This is a genomic window from Bacillus sp. JZ34 (assembly GCF_053903205.1).
On record NZ_CP096403.1, the window covers coordinates 319,972 to 338,752 of the forward strand.

At 45.1% G+C, this 18,781-nt stretch carries 17 protein-coding genes; 14 read left to right on the top strand and 3 right to left on the bottom strand.

Annotated elements, in window-relative coordinates:
• Window positions 1-180: 180 nt before the first annotated feature.
• The 5 genes from galE to qoxD all read left to right on the top strand — a co-directional run bounded on the left by galE (window position 181) and on the right by qoxD (window position 5,572).
• Entirely contained in the window at window positions 181-1,170 is a 990-nt protein-coding gene (gene galE, locus M1D90_RS01535; protein ID WP_023856996.1) for a UDP-glucose 4-epimerase GalE, read from the top strand.
• 472 nt (window positions 1,171-1,642) lie between these two features.
• Window positions 1,643-2,611 (top strand): cytochrome aa3 quinol oxidase subunit II, encoded by a 969-nt coding sequence (gene qoxA, locus M1D90_RS01540; protein ID WP_095291511.1) that lies wholly within the window; start codon window positions 1,643-1,645, stop codon window positions 2,609-2,611.
• A 17-nt stretch (window positions 2,612-2,628) separates the two neighbouring features.
• A complete protein-coding gene (gene qoxB, locus M1D90_RS01545) occupies window positions 2,629-4,578 on the top strand; it encodes a cytochrome aa3 quinol oxidase subunit I (protein ID WP_025810604.1) in 1,950 nt (649 codons plus the stop codon).
• A 14-nt stretch (window positions 4,579-4,592) separates the two neighbouring features.
• Window positions 4,593-5,207 carry a cytochrome aa3 quinol oxidase subunit III gene (gene qoxC / locus M1D90_RS01550; RefSeq protein ID WP_023856999.1) on the top strand — a complete coding sequence of 205 codons (615 nt, stop codon included), beginning with the start codon at window positions 4,593-4,595 and terminating at the stop codon, window positions 5,205-5,207.
• Complete coding sequence (qoxD, locus tag M1D90_RS01555) at window positions 5,207-5,572, top strand: cytochrome aa3 quinol oxidase subunit IV (RefSeq protein ID WP_023857000.1); 366 nt, start codon at window positions 5,207-5,209, stop codon at window positions 5,570-5,572. The genes qoxC and qoxD overlap by 1 nt, the downstream gene beginning before the upstream one ends.
• A 99-nt stretch (window positions 5,573-5,671) precedes the next feature.
• Here qoxD and M1D90_RS01560 read toward each other — a convergent pair whose 3' ends face one another.
• Window positions 5,672-5,788 (bottom strand): lariocidin family lasso peptide, encoded by a 117-nt coding sequence (locus M1D90_RS01560; RefSeq protein WP_423734433.1) that lies wholly within the window; start codon window positions 5,786-5,788, stop codon window positions 5,672-5,674.
• Between the two features lie 171 nt (window positions 5,789-5,959).
• On the opposite strand from M1D90_RS01560, the gene M1D90_RS01565 reads away from it, so the two are divergent.
• The 8 genes from M1D90_RS01565 (at window position 5,960) to M1D90_RS01600 (ending at window position 15,140) form a co-directional block, all read left to right on the top strand.
• A complete protein-coding gene (locus M1D90_RS01565) occupies window positions 5,960-6,592 on the top strand; it encodes a response regulator transcription factor (RefSeq protein ID WP_026580278.1) in 633 nt (210 codons plus the stop codon).
• Between the two features lie 360 nt (window positions 6,593-6,952).
• Window positions 6,953-7,225, top strand: a complete 273-nt coding sequence (locus M1D90_RS01570; RefSeq protein WP_026580277.1) for a hypothetical protein — start codon at window positions 6,953-6,955, stop codon at window positions 7,223-7,225.
• Window positions 7,225-7,689 (top strand): lasso peptide biosynthesis B2 protein, encoded by a 465-nt coding sequence (locus tag M1D90_RS01575; RefSeq protein ID WP_023857003.1) that lies wholly within the window; start codon window positions 7,225-7,227, stop codon window positions 7,687-7,689. Before M1D90_RS01570 ends, M1D90_RS01575 begins: the two co-directional genes overlap by 1 nt.
• Window positions 7,686-9,686, top strand: coding sequence for an asparagine synthase-related protein (locus tag M1D90_RS01580; protein WP_145654606.1), 2,001 nt, complete (start codon window positions 7,686-7,688; stop codon window positions 9,684-9,686). Before M1D90_RS01575 ends, M1D90_RS01580 begins: the two co-directional genes overlap by 4 nt.
• A gap of 42 nt (window positions 9,687-9,728) precedes the next feature.
• Window positions 9,729-11,654, top strand: a complete 1,926-nt coding sequence (locus tag M1D90_RS01585) for an ABC transporter ATP-binding protein (RefSeq protein ID WP_224146318.1) — start codon at window positions 9,729-9,731, stop codon at window positions 11,652-11,654.
• The gene (locus tag M1D90_RS01590) at window positions 11,648-13,456 is read left to right on the top strand and encodes an ABC transporter ATP-binding protein (RefSeq protein ID WP_025810606.1); all 1,809 of its coding nucleotides are present in this window, start codon (window positions 11,648-11,650) and stop codon (window positions 13,454-13,456) included. Before M1D90_RS01585 ends, M1D90_RS01590 begins: the two co-directional genes overlap by 7 nt.
• A gap of 11 nt (window positions 13,457-13,467) precedes the next feature.
• On the top strand, window positions 13,468-13,923 hold the full coding sequence (locus tag M1D90_RS01595) for a GNAT family N-acetyltransferase (protein ID WP_026580272.1): 456 nt from the start codon (window positions 13,468-13,470) through the stop codon (window positions 13,921-13,923).
• A 17-nt stretch (window positions 13,924-13,940) separates the two neighbouring features.
• A complete protein-coding gene (locus M1D90_RS01600) occupies window positions 13,941-15,140 on the top strand; it encodes a clostripain-related cysteine peptidase (protein WP_065644447.1) in 1,200 nt (399 codons plus the stop codon).
• A gap of 49 nt (window positions 15,141-15,189) precedes the next feature.
• Here the strand turns inward: M1D90_RS01600 and ywcE are convergent, their stop codons facing one another.
• Together ywcE and M1D90_RS01610 are read right to left on the bottom strand one after the other, a co-directional pair.
• Window positions 15,190-15,450, bottom strand: coding sequence for a spore morphogenesis/germination protein YwcE (gene ywcE / locus M1D90_RS01605; protein ID WP_020453353.1), 261 nt, complete (start codon window positions 15,448-15,450; stop codon window positions 15,190-15,192).
• A 406-nt stretch (window positions 15,451-15,856) separates the two neighbouring features.
• Window positions 15,857-17,212 carry a YjiH family protein gene (locus tag M1D90_RS01610; RefSeq protein WP_023857010.1) on the bottom strand — a complete coding sequence of 452 codons (1,356 nt, stop codon included), beginning with the start codon at window positions 17,210-17,212 and terminating at the stop codon, window positions 15,857-15,859.
• A gap of 278 nt (window positions 17,213-17,490) precedes the next feature.
• On the opposite strand from M1D90_RS01610, the gene M1D90_RS01615 reads away from it, so the two are divergent.
• On the top strand, window positions 17,491-18,675 hold the full coding sequence (locus M1D90_RS01615) for an FtsW/RodA/SpoVE family cell cycle protein (RefSeq protein WP_023857011.1): 1,185 nt from the start codon (window positions 17,491-17,493) through the stop codon (window positions 18,673-18,675).
• The last annotated feature ends 106 nt before the right edge of the window (window positions 18,676-18,781 follow it).

The following is an 18,781-nucleotide window of genomic DNA, read 5'->3' on the forward strand; positions in this document are numbered from 1 at the left end:
CCTTTCCACTTGTTTTGCCCCTAGTTTTTATTTGAAGAAATGATGAAAATACGAGCTGGAAAATGCTGAAGGTGGTAAAATGAAAAAGCGAATATATCATCTTAGGATTAAAAAAGAGATTCACAGGCGTTTTATAGACTTAAAATGGAAGAATAACGCCGCTGAAAGGAGAGAAATGAATTGGCAATATTAGTATGCGGAGGGGCGGGCTATATTGGAAGCCATGCTGTAGCGGAACTGTTAAGCCGCAATGAAGAAGTAGTGATTATTGATAACCTGCAAACTGGACATCAAGAGGCGGCTTTAAAGGGAGCTTCTTTCTATAATGGAGATCTGCGCGATGAAGCATTCCTAAGAAAAGTATTTCAGGAAAACGAGATTGAGGCTGTCATGCATTTCGCGGCCGATTCTTTGGTTGGAGAAAGCGTAACAGATCCTCTCAAATATTATGACAACAATGTTTACGGAGCCGTTTGCCTGTTAAAGGTCATGAAAGAGTTCGATGTAAAGCAAATTGTCTTCTCATCAACGGCTGCAACATACGGAGAACCGGATCGTGTGCCGATTATGGAAACAGATCCGACGGATCCGACAAACCCGTATGGGGAAACGAAGCTCGCGATTGAAAAAATGCTGAAGTGGTCTGAAAAAGCATATGGAATCCGTCATGTCGTCCTTCGCTACTTTAATGTTGCCGGTGCGCATGTAGACGGATTGGTCGGCGAAGATCATCAGCCTGAGACGCACCTGATCCCGATCATTCTTCAAGTCGCGCTTGGCAAACGCGACAAGATTATGATTTTCGGCGACGACTATCCGACTGCAGATGGTACGTGCATCAGAGACTACATCCATGTAATGGATCTGGTCGACGCGCATATTCTCGCTGTCGAAAGGCTTCGAAAGGGCGGAGAAAGCACTGTATACAATCTCGGAAACGGCACGGGCTTTTCGGTCAAAGAAGTCGTTGAAACAGCCCGGAAAGTGACAGGCTGCCCGATACCGGCGGAGGTTGCAGAGCGGCGTGCTGGAGACCCGGCACAGCTGATCGCCTCTTCTGAAAAAGCAGTGAAAGAACTGGGATGGCAGCCGAAATACGCCGAGCTGGAAACGATCATTGACAGCGCGTGGAAGTGGTTTAAAGCACATCCGAACGGCTATCAAAGCTAGAATGCGGTGACGCCTATTAAATAGGATGAAAAAGAGCTTTCAGTTACAGAAGGAAGCTCTTTTTTGATGTTTTGAAGTTTAAAGCGTGCTGTCAACAGGGAAAAGGAATGGAGGAAGATAATGATTCACTATGAAAAAATTTAACAATGTTAAATTAATGATTGGCCAAAGTTTTTTATTGTGGTAAACCTAAATTTGACAGATTTTTTGTTTCGGAGGGATTTGTCAGCTCTTGCTATGTGTGTAAAAAGAACTAAAAAATTACCAGTCTATTTCCTTCATTATTCATAATATCATGAACAAATTTTGACGATTTTGTGACATTTGGGTGAAAAAAAGGTGAACAATCGAAAAAAATAAGGCTAATTGGTGAAGATTTTGATAGCATAGCAAGGTAGAAGAAAAAAGTTTTTCAGAATCCTTTTATCTTAGATATTCTGACCAAATTTTAGACATCATTTAAGGAAGGATGGTGATCCTCTTGTTCAGAGCATTTAAACCACTGATTATGCTGACTCTACTTTCCTCCATTTTTTTATTGGGCGGCTGCAGTCAAATCGCGGTATTGGATCCTAAAGGACCGGTTGCTTCGCAGCAAAGAGATCTTATTCTATTATCGATTGGATTTATGCTGTTTATCGTAGCGGTCGTATTTGTCCTTTTTACTGTGATGATTGTGAAATACCGTGAGCGTAAAGACAGAAAGTCTCCTTACAGCCCGGAAGTAGAAGGCAATACATTTTTAGAAATCGTCTGGACAGTGGTTCCGATTTTAATTGTTATTGCGCTGTCAGTGCCGACAGTTCAAACAATTTATTCTCTAGAAGAGGCTCCAAAAGCATCAAAGGACAAGGAACCTTTGGTCGTATATGCGACATCTGTCGATTGGAAATGGGTATTCAGCTACCCGGAACAGGATATCGAAACGGTCAACTATTTGAATATCCCGACAGACAGACCGATCTTGTTTAAAATCTCATCTGCCGATTCTATGGCGTCACTGTGGATTCCGCAGCTTGGCGGGCAAAAATATGCCATGTCCGGAATGGAAATGGAGCAATATTTGCAGGCAGACCATGAGGGTACTTATAAAGGCCGAAATGCAAACTTCACAGGTGAAGGTTTTGCAGAACAACAGTTTAATGTCAAAGCGGTATCTGAAAGCAAGTTTAACGACTGGGTGAAGAAAACGCAGAAAGAAGCTCCTAAGCTGACGAAAAACCAGTACGATGAACTGATGCTTCCTCAGCATGCGGACGAAATGACGTTCTCATCGACACACCTGAAGTATGTTAACCACGGAAATGATGCGGAATACGCCATTAAAGCGCGCGAAAGATTGGGCTATAAACCATTGTCTCCGCACTCAAAATCAGATCCGTTTGAAAACGTGAAGACAAACAAAGATCAAAAACAATCTGAAGACCAAGATTCTCACTAGGAAAGGAGGAAGCTTGCATGAATTTGAAATGGGACGAATTCATAATTACAGGTGACCCATTAATTCTTGGAGCACAGATTTCCATTTTGCTTACATCCATTGCAATCGTATTTGTGCTGACATACTTCAAAAAATGGAAATGGCTTTGGAGAGAATGGATTACCACCGTCGATCATAAACGTTTAGGAATCATGTACCTCATTGCCGCAGTCATTATGTTCTTCCGCGGCGGCGTCGACGGGTTAATGATGCGTGCCCAGCTCACGCTTCCTAATAACAGCTTTTTAGATTCAAACCACTATAATGAAGTGTTTACGACACACGGTACGATCATGATCATTTTCATGGCGATGCCGTTTCTTATTGGATTAATGAACGTCGTCGTACCGCTCCAAATCGGTGCGCGCGATGTTGCATTCCCGTATTTGAACAACTTGAGCTTCTGGACCTTCATGGTCGGAGCGATGCTGTTTAATATTTCATTCGTCATCGGCGGATCGCCGAATGCAGGATGGACGGCTTACATGCCGCTTGCAGGCAATGAGCTGAGTCCTGGGCCTGGGCAGAACTATTACTTGCTCGGACTTCAGATCGCGGGTATCGGTACGCTTCTCACCGGGATTAACTTTATGGTGACCATCCTGAAAATGCGTACAAAAGGCATGACCCTATGGCGGATGCCGATGTTCACTTGGACAACGCTGATCACTTGTGTGATTATCATTTTCGCATTCCCTGTCTTGACAGTGGCTTTGGCGCTGATGACATTTGACCGCTTGTTCGGAACAGCCTTTTTCACCTTGGCGAACGGCGGTATGCCGATGCTGTGGGCGAACTTGTTCTGGATTTGGGGACATCCTGAGGTTTACATCGTTATTTTGCCTGCTTTCGGTATTTTTTCAGAAATCATTGCGACATTCGCAAGAAAGCAGCTGTTCGGCTACAAAGCAATGGTTTATTCAATTGTTGCCATTTCGGTTCTCAGCTTCGTCGTTTGGCTGCACCACTTTTTCACAATGGGCAACAGTGCGGCGGTCAACTCGTTCTTCTCGATTACGACGATGGCGATATCGGTGCCGACCGGAGTTAAAATCTTTAACTGGCTGTTGACGCTGCATCGAGGCAGAATCAAAATCACAACGCCGATGCTGTGGTCGCTTGCATTTATTCCGAACTTCGTCATCGGCGGTGTTACGGGCGTTATGCTTGCGATGGCAGCTGCGGATTATCAATATCACAACACATACTTCCTCGTATCGCACTTCCACTATGTGCTGATCGCGGGTACTGTGTTTGCATGTTTCGCCGGATTGATCTTCTGGTATCCGAAAATGTTCGGTCACAAACTGAACGAACGCATCGGAAAATGGTTCTTCTGGCTGTTCATGACGGGCTTTAACATCTGTTTCTTCCCGATGTATTTCCTTGGATTGCAAGGAATGCCTCGCCGTATTTACACATACGGAGCAGAAGACGGCTGGACTGCATTGAACATGATTGCGACATTCGGCGCATTGCTGATGGCCGCAGGATTCATCGTTCTCTGCTACAACATTTTCTACAGCTTCCGTCATTCAAAACGCGAAGAATCAGGAGATGCTTGGGGAATGGGTCGTACGCTTGAGTGGGCTACATCTTCTGCGATCCCGCCGCACTATAACTTTGCGGTTCTGCCTGAGGTTACATCACCTGACGCATTTGCGCAAATGAAGGAAGACAATGTCGAGATTCATCCTGAAAGCAAGTTTAAAAAGATTCATATGCCGAGCAATTCAGGCCGTCCGTTTCTTATGTCATTATGCTTCGGATTTGCTGGATTCGGGCTTGTCTTTGAATGGTTCTGGATGGGAATCGTCGGTCTGATCGGTGTATTCCTCTGTATGATTCTTCGTTCATTTGAATATGACGACGGCTACTATGTAAGTGTTGAGGAAATAAAAGAGACTGAACGAAAGAATGCCAAGTAAAGGAGGCGGGATTGATGGAACATGCAGAACACAGCAATTCTAACGCTCCTATGGAATACCGTTCTGAAATCGGAAGGTTGAATATCCTTGGCTTTTGGATTTTTCTTGGAGCGGAGATTGCTTTATTCTCTACGTTATTTGCGACCTATGCTGTTCTTCATAACAGAACAGCGGGGGGCGTACTGCCGGCAGAACTGTTCGACGCAAAGCTCGTTTTAATCATGACGTTCCTGCTGTTAACGAGCAGTTTCACATGCGGCATCGCAGTGCATGAGATGCGCCGCGGCAGTTTGAAAGGCGTGATGATCTGGATGATCATTACCCTGTTGCTCGGTGCTGGGTTTGTCAGCTATGAGCTTTATGAGTTCAATCATTATGTACACGAAGGTGCCACTTTATCGACAAGTGCTTACTGGTCATCTTTCTTTGTTCTATTGGGAACACACGGACTGCACGTATCGATCGGTATCTTCTGGATTATCGGCATTTTGCTTCAGACGAAAAAGCGCGGCCTAACCCCGCAAACGTCTGCTAAGCTGTTTATCTCAAGTTTGTATTGGCACTTCTTAGACGTGGTATGGATTTTCATCTTTACCGGCGTCTATTTGATAGGGTTGGTGAATGTATAATGGCAGCAAAACAATCGGCTGAACACAGCCACTTTCCTTGGAAGCATATTGTCGGGTTCGTGTTGTCCATTGTGCTGACCTTACTGGCCTTGTGGGTGATTTATACGGATTTAAGCATGGCTGCAAAGCTGTGGATTATTTTCGGTTTTGCGATCATCCAAGCTGGACTTCAGCTCTTAATGTTTATGCATATGACTGAAAGTGACAGCGGCAAAATCCAAGTCGGGAATACGCTGTTTGCCGCATTTATTGCGGTTGCGATTATTGCCGGTTCCGTCTGGATCTTTGCTGCTCACAACTATCACGGAGACAACCCTGAGGGCGGTACTCCAGGTGCAAAACATTCTGAGCACAGCGGACATTAATTGATTGGCAAAAGAGTGCGGATTTCAACGATCCGCACTCTTTTTTGGTTGCTGAACGGAAAAAGAGAGAGCCACAGGCTCTCTCTTTCTCATACACTCTTAACCGCGTTTTACGCCGCGGCCGAATTTGCCGTCGCCCGGCTTGCTCTTTTTAGAAAGAGTAACAGTCAGGAATGTACCATAGTTTTTAACTTGGGCAGTTTCCAATTTGCGCATCTGTGTCACCTCCTTATTACTTCCAGTTGATTACATATTCATGCTATCATAGAATAAAGTGGTAAAAACCACAAAAAGGCACTAAAACCCGACATCATCCTTCAATTCTATTCATAGGGTTTTTATTGCGGTATTTGTTCGGAGGAAACTGATTTAAGGAGAGTGTTACTGATGATACGCGTGTTGTTAGTAGACGACTACAGGGTTCTGACATCCGGAATGAAGGAAATATTAAAAAAATATAATATGGATGTCATCGTTTGCCACGAAGGAAATGAAGCTCTCGACCTCTTAAAAAATCAAGAGGTACATATAGACGTTTTTCTTTATGATTTAAAAATGCCGGGAATGAACGGGTTGGAACTGTCTCTTAAAACGCTGGAAACCGCACCTCAATCCAAAATTATCATTATGTTTTCGGGAGATGAAATTCACTCATATTTTAATAAGCTGATTGAGGCCGGAGTTAAAGGGTTTATCGATAAATCGTATACAGACAGCATGATTGCTTCGAGTATTTTATTGTGTTTAAAAGGGGCTGTGTTATTTCCCGACGGCTTGCTGCAAAAACTGAGGCTTGATTCCGATCTCGCGGTGGACGAGCATTTAACAGACACAGAACTGGATATTTTGCAGAAGGTGGCCAGCGGTAAAACAAATAAAGAGATCGCAGCAGACCTACAAATGTCGACGCGCAACGTAGAGTATCACTTGAGCAAAATCTATAAAAAGCTCAAAGTAACGTCACGGTACTGCGCAGTAAAAAAAGGAACGATGCTTAATTTGATCAAGCAGAAAGTTTAGACAAAGTATATATTTGCTTTTCCCTGCAAAAGAGAGTCGATAGGCTCTCTTTTTCTTTTTCCTCCGAATAAATCCCGTAATAATGGCCCATTGATGCCATTGGCTATTCATGTCGGTTTTCGGTAGTTTTTTGCGGTTTTTTTGATATTGTCCTGTGATAATCTGATTCATGTGGTCAGTTGGTAAATTCAGGGGTATCGTCGCATTGCAGGCTCTTTTTAAAACGCTCCAAAGCTGAAATGATAACGGCATTCGCCAAGGGCGTGGAAAGAACATCATGCATAAAGTGCTGAAAGAGAGCTTGCCGGCTCTCTTCTCCTTTATTTTTCTGAAATCATGCATACCGGGGAGGTCTAATCTTTGAAAATTATTCGAAATCAAGAGACAGCGACAACCGTGTTGGAAAATGAATGCATCGTCCTAAACCTGGACAATGGGCAGTATTTCGGATTGGAAGGGGCTTTAAAAGAGCTGTGGATCGAAATTGAAAATGAGCGAAAGGATAAAAAAGATATTCTGATCAAGTGGCAATCGGCGTTCGATCAGACAGAGGAAGAACTGTCAGCGATATTAAATGAGGCGATACAGGAACTGACACATCATAAGCTGATTGAAATAGAGGATAAAAGCTGATGAAAAAAAGAGCGCTTGTCAAAAATCACGAATATTTTACAACCGTTCATGCTTTTGTACGTATGATGCTGTTAAATCATGATTTTGAAGAAGCTTATGAAAAAATTGCGATCCATCTGTTTCCGCTGTATGCAAGCGCACAGCAAAGAGGTGCAGGGCTGCTTGATATAGACGAACTGCACCAGAACGGCGAATATTTATATTCGCTTGATGAAGACGACCATTTGGTTACTTCATGCGTTTCTATTGCATTAACGATTCAATCTATATTATTCAGCAATGGGTTTGATGCTGATCTCATGATCGGGGTCAAGAAAATTGATGACAAGCTGTTTTCTCATGCGTGGGTTCAAATGGAAAACGGCAAATCGATCGATCCGAATCATAAAAATAAGGATTTAAAAGTTTTACAGACGTATAAGATGAGCGCTTACGCTGAAAGGTGGGTGTTATCTCTAGTATGAAAGTATGGTTTGGAATGCAGGGAGACAACACCGTTGCATGGCATGAGTGGGTTTCCGCCGTCAAGAAATGGGGACGGGTGGAACGGATTCACAGCTACAGCCGCGGGATCGCAAACATGGCTGAAGCGCATATCCGATACGATGAAGCTTTTAGACCTACAACTCAAATAAATCTTTTGCATCCCGTCATCTTAGACGGCTGGATCAGCGGCGGTCTTAACGCAAAATCGGATGGCACCCGAAAGATTGAACAATATGACAAGCTGTACGTGTCTTTGAAGCAGGATCAAGCTGCCATGCTGTCTCACTCGCATGGCGAATTTACGATGATGTGGTGGGATGACAGTCTACATAGCCTTGTTTTGGCGACTGATATATACGCAACCCGTCCTGTTTACTACTGGGTCAGTCCGAAAGGAGAATGGTTTGCAGCGAATGACTTGCGCATCCTTTTGCTTGTTCATGACATTCCTTTTGCGATCGATCAAAATGTGTGCAGAATGTTTCCTACTTCAGGCTTTGCTGTAGGAGAAAACGGCTTTGAAGATCGGACGTTTTTTAAAGGAATACGCAAAGTGCCTGCGGCGTCCTACGCTTTTCTTGGCCGGGATCATGCGGTTCATGCGCACAGCTATTGGGGACTTTCGCAGCTGTTAAACAAGAAAGATCTTGCTGGAGACGCAGTTCCGCGGTTCCGGGAGCTTTTTCAGGAAGTGACAGCAGATCGTTTAAAAGATGAAAAGCATATTGTCGAATTAAGCGGCGGACTGGATTCAGCTGCCGTAACCGCCGCCGCAATTGCAGGCGGACGGAAGGAACAGCTGCTGGCCGTCAATATATCATTTGCCGAACCTGACATGATATTAAGCCATGACAAGGACCTTGTAAAAAATATGATGCGCGATATGGATATTCCCGGCCTGATCATTCTCGGAGACGCCACAGCCAAAATTCCAAACGCGGAAATCGGGCGTGATCCGCTTTGGTTTGTAGACGGTCCTGATCCGAGAGCCAATTCACTGGTTAATGAGACTTTTACAGTGATCGCTGAGGAGTATGGTGCTTCGTCTGTCCTGACGGGTGAGGGCGGGGATTTCATTTTTAGCGGAGAAGTGTCAGTGATCGATTCTCTGCTTCGGCAGAGACGGTTTTCTGAAATCTACAAATTGCTTCGCGAATGGTCAGGCGGCAGCATGAAAGAGATGCTGAAGCTGGGATTTCAATACGGAATCGCCCCTTTCATGCCTTATATCGGAGAAAAGCTCTATTACGACCTGCTGTGGTCAGATACGGAATATGAGCTGCCTGAATATTTTACTGAAGAACACCGAAAGAGAGAACGGGAGATCAATAAGGAGGATCATCTTCGCTATCGAAAAAGCCGGGAGCTCTCGGTGTGGGGTAAGAGGTTCCATTATGACTTTTTGTGGCCGAGAGCGAGGTACATGGATGCTGTTGGTGTGACATTGCCTACGTACCATCCGTTTTTGGATCGGAGGCTGATCGAATTTTCATTTTCCGTACCGCCTGAACAGCATTTTGATGTTTTAAAAGGGCTTGAAGAACATTATGCCGGCTCTAAAATGCTTCTTCGCAAATCTTTCACCGATATCCTGCCTGCCTATGTTTATAACAGATCAACGAAAACAACATATGCCCATATGGCCAGGAAAAGCTTTATGAATGACCGCAGACACGTTCTTCAGCTATTTGAACCGGGAGAGCGCGTCTTTGTTGAAGAGCTCGGCATCATTAAGCGCGATATATGGTGGAAACACTTGCTGGCTATGGCTATTCGCTCTGAAGATCCAAATAATGATCTGGGCATGGGCTATCAGTACATGAGATCTGTCATTGACTTGGAAATATGGCTCAGGGAAGCATCCAAGGGGAAGGAGCACCTTCTCGACCGGAGCCGTCCGGGAAAACCAAGGGTCATGGCTGATATCGAAACCGTCAATACGCCGGAGAAAGCCAAAATATACTCGTATCAATGACCACAATAGGTATAGAAAATGAAGGTGAAGCATGTGTGGAAGATGAAGCATATTCAAGAGCCGCTGCAAACGGCGGGCCTGCTTGGGAAAATGGTCTGGAAATCCGGTCCGCGGCTGATGATTTGCATGGTTATCTTCATGCTGATCGAAGCCGGAGCACCTTTAATCCAATTGTACGCTTCAAAGCAAATGATCGACGGCATTGTCGAGCAGGAAGCGGTCATCTATGCGGAAATATGGGCTGTCATTTATGCGGGAAGCCTGGTCATGATCAGTGTCGTTAAATCATTGGAAAAATGGGTGAAGGCCATGCTTTCTGAGAGGTCGATGATCACAGTCAACAGTTTGTTAATCGACGCTTTTGACCGCATTCCGGGGATGCGTTTTTTTGAGGATCCAAAGTACAGGGACCGGCTGGAAACACTGCGGGATCGCTCGACATGGCTTCCTTCCCAATTCATTAATATCAGTTCGAACTTGGTGACAGCCGTTATGTCTTTGGCGGGCGTTGTTTTGATTATTGCCTACCTGTCGCCCGTTCTTGCTGTCATCCTCATTTTATCTACCGCTCCATTCGCTTTTGTCCATAATCATTACAATGAAATGGAGTGGGAATATCACAAGGATTACGCCCCTGTCAGAAGGAGGGCCGCATATGCTCGCCACATTCTGCTCGGGAGACGATCCGCCAAAGAAGTACGCCTGTTTGGCTTGGGATCTTTCTTTCTTGATTTATATCAATCTGCTTTTAAAGGCTTATATTCTGTGCTGCGGAATATTCAAGTCAGAAGCGCGCGCTGGTCGGTTTTAACGGGTTTCTTATCGGGGGCGGGGACGGGTTTGGGGTACTTTTGGATCCTGTCCCAATCCCATTCAAACAGTTTTTCTGTGGGGGATATATCGTTGTACTTGGGGGCCGTGTTCCAATTATCAACGGCTCTCCGGGATATCGCCAAGGAAGGTGCAGATACGTTGGATATATGGAGAATGGGAAGAGACTTTTTTCTTTTTATGAACGCCGAAAAGGATATCAGGCTTCCTTCCAATGGCGAATCTCTCGGGGACGCAGGACCGCTGGCAGTCGAATTCAAAAATGTCACCTTCCGCTATCCTTTCAGAGAAGCGGCTGCCGGCTCCCGGGAAAATGAAGCTGATGTGAATGAGGAAGATTTGGATATGCTCGATGAGCTTGAAGATGAAGAAATGCGGGAACACGACGAGCAGCCTGAACCGAATGACATGCACACAGGCGATGTTCTAAATCGAATCAGCTTTTCAGTATCACCGGGAGAAAGAATTGCCATTGTAGGGGCGAATGGATCGGGGAAAACAACGCTCATCAAACTGCTCTGCCGTTTTTATGAATATGATGAGGGTGAGATTAAAGTGAACGGCAAAGACATCCGCAAGATCGATCTTCAAGAGCTGAGAAACAAGATGGCGGTCGTGTTTCAGGAATTTGGTAAGTACGAATTGTCACTCCGGTACAATATCGCGGTAGGCCGAACGGAAGCTTTAGGTGATGAAGAAAAACTTCGCGACGCCGCCCGGTCGGCTAAGCTGGAACCAATCATCGAAGAGTTGCCTGAAGGGCTGGAAACAATGATCGGCCCTGAATGGGGGGGCACCGATTTTTCGGGAGGCCAATGGCAGCGGATTGCTTTAGCCAGATCGTTTATGAAAGATGCCGGACTTGTCATCTTGGACGAGCCGGCCGCATCTTTGGATATTCGGGCTGAGTATGATATTTTCCGGCAATTTCACAGCTTCACAGAGGGAAAAACGGTGATCATGATTTCCCATCGGTTCAGTACGGTAAAAATGGCTGACCGCATACTGGTTTTGAAAAACGGAAGAATTGCGGAAGAGGGAAGCCATCAGGAACTTATGGACAAGAACGGGGAATACAGCAGAATGTTCCGCATGCAGGCCAAATCGTTTCAGGGGAAGGATGAGGTATATTGCTGAAGTTTTGTTCCTTTTTCAAAAAGCTGCCTCAAACCGCTTCCATCATCTTTTATGGTTTATCGTTGTTTTGGCGCTGCGACCCTTTTAAGTCGGCTGTTCTATTTTTTATTACACTGCTGAATGCAATGCTCGGACCGCTCCTAGTCTGGCTGAGTGCAGAGGTGATCGATGAGATTGCACGGGCGCCGTTTGAGCTGTCTTCTTGGAATGCGCTTGTTTGGGCGGCCTTTGCATACATTGCTTTTACGCTGATCGTAGATGCCCTTCAGCCTGTGGCTGAAATGCAGAAAAGGCTCCTTACCGCCAAGCTCGAAGCTTATCTTGATGAAATGCTCATGAAAAAGGCAATTTCCATTCCTGATATCGCGGCTTTTGAAGACGCATCTTTTCATACCAATACACAAATCATCCGCTATAATGAATATTTTGTCACGATGTGGGTTTCCATCGTGTCTCAAACCTTCGGCGGAATGGTGATGATTGCAGCCAGCAGTTTACTGATCGGCATGTCTGCACCGTGGGTGCCGCTGCTGTTTCTCATATTGGCCGTTCCTAAACTGTACTGGGAGGCGAAATTAAACAACGCGACCTTTGAAGGACGGAAAGAGGTTCAGGAACTGAGACGGCGCGCGGAATATTATGCAGGTGTCCCTCTCATGTCTGAAACAGCCGGAGAGGTCAAGATATACAATCTTGTTCCTTTTTTTAAGTCTTTTTATAAAAACACCTCGATGGAGCTCCTCCATACGCTGTCCAACGATCAAAAAAAACTGGCGCTGTATCAGCTGTTCTGGTCGGTATTACAATCTTTGGCCGCAGGTGCCGTTCTGATTTACATCGTTCACCAGGCTTTTTATGGTCGGTTGTCCATCGGGGATGTGATGCTGTTTATCGGAGCCGCGGTTCAGTTCAACGAAGGAATCAATGAAATGTTCGCTGCGTTTGCGATCGGTGCAAGAGAAACGAGGCACCTCGGAAATGTTCATTCTTTTTTAAACAGCAAAAATGGCATGGAAAATGGGGAAACCGCGCCAGCTGTTCAAAAGGAAAAAGGATTTACATGTGATCAAGTGGAATTTTCTTATGATGGAACCAAAACGGTTCTTGATATTCATAAGCTCGATATTCCATTGAATAAGACGACCGTTCTCGTGGGAGAAAACGGATCAGGCAAAAGCACACTCGTTAAATTGCTCCTGCGTTATTTTGATCCTAATCAAGGCACGATCTCTTATAATGGTTTACCGCTTTATAAGTATGATATTGAACATTACCGGTCAAATGCCGCGGCTGTGTTTCAGGATTTTTTGCGGTACGAAATGACATTGAAATACAATATCGGCTTGGGCGACATTTCTTCTTGCACCGACTTGGCTAAAATAAAAAGTGCTTCGGCCTTCGGCGGAGTGGATCAGTTTTTACATAAGCTTGAAGACGGTTATGAAACAGAGCTTGGCAGACTGTTCGGCGGCAGGAATTTGTCGGGGGGAGAATGGCAGCGGATCGCCATATCCCGCGCATTTATGCGTGATGAGTCTGCCGACATTTTGATATTCGATGAACCCTCCTCTGCGCTGGATGTGTTTATTGAGGAAGAGATATTTGATAAGCTGCAAAAGCTGACGCAAGGCAAAACAGTCATTATTGTCTCGCACCGGTTAAGCACGGCCCGTTTTGCCGATCACATCGTATTTTTAGAAAAAGGAAGGGTAGCGGAGGCCGGCACCCATCAAGAATTGATGAAAAATCAGGCCCAGTATGCAGAGCTGTATCGCCTGCAGGCTGAAAAATACGCGCAGTAAAGGAGAAAACAATGAGCAATATAGAAGAACTACGTCTGTTTCGAAAAGAAGATATTGAATGGCTGCAGACTTGGTTTGAGGATGCAGAAGTGAAAAGGCGGCTGGAAGGGATGATGCCGCTTGACGAGTGGTTCAATTTTGCAGACGGGAATGAAAACTACCGGGTATGGGCGGCTTTAGAGGACGGCAAGCCTGTCGGCGTTGTCATGGTTGAAGTTGAGGAGGACTTGACCGGGAACATTGCCCTTGTAGTCGATCCGTTTTTGCGCGGAGAGGGATATGGAAAAGCGCTCATCAAAAGGACGATGGCATTGCCGGAAATGAGCCGGATCAACAAATGGTTTGCCGGAATTGAAGAGGATAACGAGAGGTGCTTAGCGTGCTTCCGATCCGTTGGATATTCATTAGAACATGAACAGCCGGACGAGGACGGCTACTACTCTCTTATTTATTTCCCGGAATCTTAAATAAGGAGCATAAGAAGATGAACTTGATCAAATGGATTGTGGTTTCCGTTATTTCAGTCGCCTTTTTTCAGCCGGCATCAGCCGCTCTATTAAAAGAAAAAGACGACTACACTATTCTTGTATATATGATTGGTTCTGACATGGAAAGCGATTTTCATATGGCAAGCGATGACATTCAGGAAATGATGGATGCGGGTTCATCTTTAAACGTCAATGTCGTTCTTCAGACAGGAGGAGCAAAAAAATGGGCGAACCCGTCGATCAGTCACAAGGTGAATCAGAGGTGGAAAGTTGAACATCAGAAGCTGGCGCCCCTCGAAAATATCGGGAAGACAAATATGGACAGTCCCGGCTCCGTCACAGATTTTATCACATGGGGAGTCAAAACATACCCGGCTAAAAAATATGTATTGATCTTCTGGGGGCATGGGCTTGGCTCCGTTGACGGCTACGGGGGAGACGAAAATTTCGGCAATAAAAAAATGAAAATAAGCGAGCTCCAGTCGGGAATCAAAAAGGCCTATGAACATACGAAGCAAAAGTTTGATTTAATCGGTTTTGACAACTGTAAAATGGCCGGGATTGAAACGGCATATGCCTTGAGGGATTATGGAAAGTACATGCTGGCTTCAGTCGACTATACGAATCAAAACGGCTGGGATTACAAATATGCGCTGCAGTCTGTTCAAGACGACCCTTCAATCGATCCGAAAGAGCTTGGCAGGGAAATCGCGGCAGGCTACATACAGCAGTCAAAAGAAAACGGTGAAACAGAAGACCTGCAGCAGTCTTTAATTCAATTAAACCGCGTCAAAGACGCTGTCGATGCCCTCGACAGGTTGAGCTTAAGCATGAACCGGGCATTGAAAGAGCCGGATGGAAAGCGCCTGCTTCACTACGCACGTCTCGCTGCCGAAGATTATGCAGATGAATCGGATATGGTTGATTTGGCCGATCTGTCAAGCTTGATCGGCCAGCAGATCGGAGCTGAGAAAGAAGCGAAAGAGGTCGTAAAATCCGTCAAAAAGGCTGTCATCATGAACATCAAGTCTCCTGAGCACCCGAGAGGAAGCGGCATGTCCGTTTATTATCCGGCCAGAGACAACCAAAAGCGGTTTGCGGAAAAATCAAAAATATACAACCTGCTTGATTTCAGCGGCCGGTATCAAACATTCATCAAAGATTACTCCCATTCAGCATTTAACTTTGATCTATAATGGTGTCTCTTACAGCAAAAAAAGCGCCGGCGGAACAACCGGCACTTTTTTATCGGCTCATGTGCTTTCGAATCAATGGAAGTCCGTAAATGATGAAAGCGGCGACATGGGCGATGACAACGTTGAGAATAAAGAGTACGATCATGAGAGAGTGTCCTGTAGGAGAAAGGCTGCTGGTCATGTAGAAAAAGAAGAAGACCCACATTAAAATGATTGGCGGAATAGAAGAAATTGCGACCTTTTTGTTGTCCAGCCATAAAAATAAAGGAGTGGCGCTTGCGATCAGCAAGTAAGCGAAAAACATATCCATGCGTTTTCAGCCCCTTTCAATAATGATAGCGCTGCCAAAAAAGCGGAATGAAACAACAATTGTGTCTAATTGGAGAATATTTTGTGAACATTCTGTTACATTTATTATACCACGTTCTTCGAAAAATGATACATACTGGAAAGCATTTTCCGCTCCAACTATCGGCTCAATTTTCGCGGCGATTCAATAGGACATAAAGGATGAAGGAGAGAAAATGCGTGGAGGAAATTGATCCTGCAAAAGTTAGCCAAGACCGCGCGTTCCCTATACGAAACCGGCAGGATTCCGGAAACGAAGAGAAAGTGACAGGCTGGACCGCACGATAAGGCCGCAGCCCCCTTGGATCAACGACTTTTTCTAAACAAAAAAGGCTCTCGGCATTTGGCGCCGAGAGCCTCTTATTTGTCTAAAAAATAAAGTGGGCGCACAGTACGATGACAGGCAGCGTAATCAGCGTCCGAACGAGAAAAATCAAGACGAGGTCAAGGAATGTCACCGGAATTTTGGAACCGAGCAAAAGACCGCCGACTTCCGACATGTAGATTAATTGTGTAACCGATAAACAGGCGATGATGAACCTGGTCATTTCACTTTCAATCCCGCTTCCGAGCACAGACGGAAGGAACATGTCGGCGAACCCGACGACAAGCGTTTGTGAGGCCTCGGCGGCTTCAGGAACCTGGAGCAGTTCGAGCAGGGGAATGAACGGCAGCCCGAGCCATTTGAAAACAGGTGTATATTCAGCGACAATCAGTGCGGCTGTGCCGAGCGCCATGACGACGGGAGCGACGCCCATCCACATATCGAGCACGTTTTTGGCTCCGTCCTGCAAGAAATCTTTGACGCTTGTATTTTGTTTTGCTTTTGCGACAGCCCGGCTGAGTCCCCATTGGAATGGAGTGTATCCTTCGGGAATCTCCTCTTGATCCTGATCCGCTTGGTCTGTAATATAAGTATCAGCCTTTCTTGATAAAGGCGGAATCCGCGGGCTGATCACCGCGGCTGCGGCACCCGCCAGCAATATCGTCAAATAAAACGGAACGAACATATGGGCAAGGTCAACCTGTGAAATAATCACGAGGCAAAACGTGATGGAGACGACTGAGAAAGTCGTGCCGATGACGGCGGCCTCACGCTTCGTGTAGAACCCTTCTTCATACTGTTTGCTTGTCAGGAGCACGCCGATCGTGCCGTCGCCGAGCCATGAGGCCATACAATCGATCGATGACCGTCCCGGCAGCTTAAAGACAGGTCTCATCAGCTTTTTCATCAAAGCGCCGCACAGCTCAAGCAAGCCGAAGTTCAACAGAAACGGCAGAAACAGGCCTGCAAATAAAAAGACGGAGAAAAGAACGGGCAGCAAGCTGAATAATAATGTTCCGCCTGTACTCTTGGCATATACCGCTTCAGGGCCGATCTTAAAGTATGCCATCACTGCGAAAATCATGCCGAACAGGCGGACGATATACCAAAATAAAGATACATTCAGCAAGTTATAGAAAAACTCGCTTTTTTTAATGAAAGCCGGATGAAAGGTTTTGGTGATAAAGGTTAAGATAAATGTTGCGGTTACGATGACCGTCATGATTAACGGCAATTGCTGCTGAAGCAGCTTCTGCAATGCATTTGAAAAGACAGCAATTGGAATCGTTAAATTTCCTTCGATTTTAACGGGAATCATAAACAGAATAATTCCGATAAGCGAAGGGACCAAAAATTTTATGAGATCAAGCCGTTTACGCTTTTGAAGTGCTTTATCCAAATGAAAAACTCCTTATGAATTGGTGATTCTGTATCGCTTCTGCCGGAGGCAAAAGTTTAATTTTATGCAACATTACTCATTTTAATACAAATCAATCAAAAATCAATGAATTTATCACATTCGACAATAGTTGGAAAAATCCTTTAAAATAGAATAGGAATTTGTTCGCAATAAAATCGAAACATTTTATTCTTTTGTACGTCATATCATTTGTGAGGAAGCGGATGCCGTCTTCCTGGATTATTTCATCGTGTCATATTATAAGGGCGGGATTTCGAATGAGTCAGAAAAAGAATATTACAAATCCCTTTTATCAGGGGGATTTGATTTTTGTCTATATTGTCTTTTTTATCATAAGCGTTGTGGCTGTGTACGCCGCTCAGCAGTTTAATCAATATAATGAACCCTTTGCGATGAAACAGTCCCTTTACTATTTGCTGGGGGCCTTTATCATCATCGTGTTTCTTTATTTTGATTTGGAGCAGCTTGAAAAGCTCAGCTTTTATTTTTATCTGCTCGGGATTTTGATGCTGATCGTGTTAAAGTTCAGTCCGGCATATATCGGATCATACAGGTTTGCGCCGGTTATCAACGGTGCCAAAAGCTGGTTTATGCTTCCCGGGTTTACGCTGCAGCCGTCGGAATTCATGAAAATCGGGCTGATCATGTATTTGGCTTCCTTCATGTCGAAAAACGGGCCTGTCGGCAAGCGTACGTTGAAAGAAGACTGCATCTTTCTGCTGAAAATCGCCGGTATTATCATTGTTCCGTTCGGCTTGATTTTAGAACAGGATACGGGTACAGCCGGAATCGTCGCGTTTGTCATTCTTGTGATGGTATTCCTGTCGGGCGTGAACTGGAAATTGATTTCTCTCATCTTCGGAACGGGTCTTACAGTCATTGTTTTGATTTTGTTTGTCATTATCAAATTTCCCGATGTCGCGGGAGCACTCGGGGTTGAACAATACCAAATCAACCGCGTCATGACCTGGGTCAATCCGAGCGAACAGAATGCCGACGATAAAATGCAGGTCGAAAGGGCGCAGCTGGCGATCGGTTCGGGGAAAGTATTTGGAAATGGTGTAAGCGATCTTCAAGTCTATGTACCTGAGGCGCAAACAGACTTTATTTTTGCCGTCATCGGCGAGAGCTTCGGGTTTGTCGGATGCACGTTTGTTGTCATTATGTTTTTCTTCCTAATTTACCGGCTTGTCGTGCTCATAGACCGAATACATCCGTTCAGCAGGTTTGCTTCATTTTTCTGTGCGGGCTTTACCGCTTTAATTGTCATTCATACCTTTCAAAATATCGGAATGAATATCGGCATTATGCCCGTGACCGGCGTCCCGCTGCTTTTGGTCAGCTATGGAGGAAGCTCAGTCGTAGCAACCTTGATCGGCTTCGCGGTTGTCTACAATTCAAGCTGCCAGTTAACAAAGTATCAAAGCTATATGTTCAAATAACAGCCTGATGCATGCAGGCTGTTATTTTATTCACCCTTTTTCGCAATGTGAACGGTTGTTCATGTTATAATGAAAGTTAGTGCTTTTGATGAAGAAATAAGGCGGG